The organism is Calothrix sp. CBUCES-K 9914, assembly GCF_059640475.1.
In genome coordinates this window covers 1-3045 of record NZ_JBXXZH010000479.1, presented here as the reverse complement: position 1 = coordinate 3045, position 3045 = coordinate 1, and the positions used below count along the sequence as shown (strand labels likewise).

The following is a 3045-nucleotide window of genomic DNA, read 5'->3' as shown; positions in this document are numbered from 1 at the left end:
CATTCCGCTGTAAATTCCACCTTCCCCGATACCGGACTCCAGCGTAGCGGTTGCCATAAAATTCTTGTTTAACTGTTCTGGTTTTATCTCTAGATAGATTTTATTCTTCTCTTTGTTTCGATATAAAGTAAACAGTCCTTCCGAACGCTCTGTATCTTTGGTAACATCATCAAACGGTTCCAACTCATCGCGTTTTGCTGGTTTTGCTGGTGTATTACTAGGCTTTTTGCCCGGACTGGACGGCGCCTTCGCAAGTTGTAGCTGTGGTTGCTGGTTAGCTTTTTTTACATCATCAACTACCCATGTAAACTTTTGCGGTTGAACCTGCTTTTGATTTAATACCCATACAGTACCAGGTGCCAGCTGTTCTCGCTTGGTCAACTTGTCCGTCGTAGTTGGACGAACACGTGTTCCATTCTCAACAACAACAGTTTGTGCGACAGCTTTGACAGCCAACGTCATCAAGCTTGTGGCAGTAATACCCATAAGCAACCCGTGTAACAAAACAATATAAGAAGTTAAGCGCTTCATACAATCCACCCCACTCTGTATTTAACAGTGTTATCTTTTGTGCTGTGCTACTTACACCCTCTTTCAATTCAGGTGTGGCGCCAACAAACGAATACTTTCAACCGTTTGCTTAGAGCTAGCAAATATTCGGTCGGAAGTTTTTGGTACTGTTTTACTGTAGTATTTTTGCTAACAGTTGCGTCTGTAGCAAACAGTACGTAATAATTTTTTATTTGACTAGTAAACAAGCTAGTGAAATAGTATAAACAACTTAATCACAAACTTTATCTTTGCCAAAAAGTGAAATACTTTTTCGCTGCTATATTTTATTTTGACCGAAGATAATCAACGAGTCAGTCAGGAGGGAACTTAATTGTTATAGCGTACCAAAAAGATTTAGTGTATGAAATAAAACGCTAAATAGGAGCTTGATAGTAGCTAGCTAGTAGTTGGAATAAGGTAATAAACCCCTTTACGGGCGTTCATAATATAGTATGACTCGGATATAACTATGTCAGATTTATCTCAAGTCTGGAAGCGATTCGGAACTTACGTAAGGGGTTCCTGGGTGCATAAACAGTCGGAGAACGGTTGTTTTGATAGCAAACCTGGATTGACTTCAATAAAAAATGTAAATAGACGAGGAAAAAAGCACGAATCTAGTTCTAAAAATTTACAGCAATTGTTGATGAATGAAGAACTGTATTCTAGATTGATAGAATGGGGACAGCGTTCTGAGCCAAACGCTTGGCTTATCGACGATACAGCCTGCTATACACAACTTTACAATTTGCTTGGTGAGCGCGGGTTAAAATCGGAAATTATAGAAGGAGTTATCTCGCAACTTAGCAAGAGCAATAAGTTTTGTCCAATTCCGCTTTTTGAGCGTTTAAGTAATTTTTACCAACGCTGGTGCCAAGGGCAATTTATTGATGCATTGCCCGAAGATAATTTGCCGCAGAAAAAAATGCTAGAGATGCGAGCTACAAATATAAAGCTTGGACTGCGCCAGGTAGATATTTATACCGGGTTAAATGTATTGATTTTGCTTTTGGAATTACACCGTTACGCACAGCAATCCGAAGAACTTAAGCAAAAAATAATATTTCATCCATCAGGGCAACCGGACACTGAGAACTTTTTTACATCTCAATTACTCCGTGTTATCAACTATAGTGATTCGATAGAGGTTGGTAATTTTGCCTGTGTAGTTGGTGAATTCCTGGCAGGTGGCAACTTTAGCGGCGCCTATCTTGGGGATGCCAATTTAAGTAGTGCAAATTTTTCGGGTGCAAATCTTACGGGTACATACTTAGGCAACGCAAACTTTACAGGTGCCAATTTAAGTAGTGCAAATTTAAGTACTGCCAATTTAGGAGATGCAAACCTAAGTGGCGCCAATTTGGAAGGAGCAACGTTAAGACGTGCTGACTTAAGTAGCGCGAATTTTAGCGGTGCCAATTTAACAGGTGCCAATTTAGCGGGTGCTGATTTGAGTTATGCTGACCTGAGTAGCAGTGATTTAAGTGCAGCTAATTTAACAGGTGCCAACTTGACGGGTGCCAATCTTCGAGATGCTGTGATTGTGAATGCAAATCTCAAAAACGCGATTTGTTTCGGTGCTAATTTAAGTGGCGCCAATTTAGAGAGTGCGAACTTAAGTCAAGCAGACCTGTGTCGTGCGGATGTGAGCGGAGTCAATATGATTAGTGCTAATCTGACAGGAACTAATCTAAGCGACTCGATACTTTTTAGTGCTAACCTTCAATATGCGACATTGCACGCTGCGGATTTAAGCTATGCCAAACTGACTGGTGCTAAACTTTTGAATGCGAACCTTCATTCTTGTACTCTACTTGGTGCCGACTTGAATGGTGTAGACCTTGGTCACGTTATTCTTAGTGAAGCTGATTTAAGTGGAGTTAATCTTAGTGAAGCTGACTTACATAATGCTGACTTGAGTGAAGCAATTTTATGTGGTACAGACCTTAGCTATGCAAATCTTAATAATGCCAACCTTTGCAGCAGTAATCTAACGGGCGCCATATTTAACGGTACGGATTTGAGTTATACAAACCTAAGCTACGCTATTTTAGAAGGCACCGACTTTAGCTTGGCTAACTTAGAAGCTGTTACCTGGAATGATAATCAAGCTTGGGAAAACGCGCGCGGTTTAGAAACAGCATTGAATATATCAGCAGTATTAAAACATAAATTGGGACTATAAATTTCTGAATAAGAAACATACTCTCTTTTTCTCTGTGTCTCTGTGGTAATAAATAATTATTTTTACCACAGAGACACATAGAGACGCGTTCACGTGGTGTCCCGCAGGGATTAATCGCGTCTGTACAGAGATTTTGCCTCAAATAGTAAAATAGAATGTTGCTCCTTTGTCAACGGTGGCTTCAGCCCAGATTTTGCCTTTGTGACGATTGATGATTCGCTGTACTGTAGCTAAACCAATACCAGTTCCCTCAAACTCTGATTCTGAATGTAATCGTTCAAAGGTTAATTCCAGCTAATATATGAGCG

3 protein-coding genes are annotated in these 3045 nt (G+C 40.2%); 1 reads left to right on the top strand and 2 read right to left on the bottom strand.

Features of this window, described 5'->3' with window-relative positions:
- The coding region (locus tag AC2JBO_RS44175) for a DUF5118 domain-containing protein (RefSeq protein WP_496959952.1) at positions 1-531 on the bottom strand (531 nt) is incomplete at its 3' end.
- Positions 532-1021: 490 nt separating this feature from the next.
- On the opposite strand from AC2JBO_RS44175, the gene AC2JBO_RS44170 reads away from it, so the two are divergent.
- Complete coding sequence (locus AC2JBO_RS44170) at positions 1022-2737, top strand: pentapeptide repeat-containing protein (protein WP_496959951.1); 1716 nt, start codon at positions 1022-1024, stop codon at positions 2735-2737.
- Between the two features lie 138 nt (positions 2738-2875).
- On the opposite strand, the gene AC2JBO_RS44165 is transcribed toward AC2JBO_RS44170, so the two are convergent.
- Positions 2876-3031, bottom strand: a complete 156-nt coding sequence (locus AC2JBO_RS44165; RefSeq protein ID WP_496959953.1) for an ATP-binding protein — start codon at positions 3029-3031, stop codon at positions 2876-2878.
- Positions 3032-3045 lie beyond the last annotated feature (14 nt).

Coding starts and splice junctions, on each gene's coding strand:
- AC2JBO_RS44170 (WP_496959951.1), top strand. CDS start 1,022: ATGTCAGATTTATCTCAAGTCTGGAAGCGATTCGGAACTTACGTAAGG.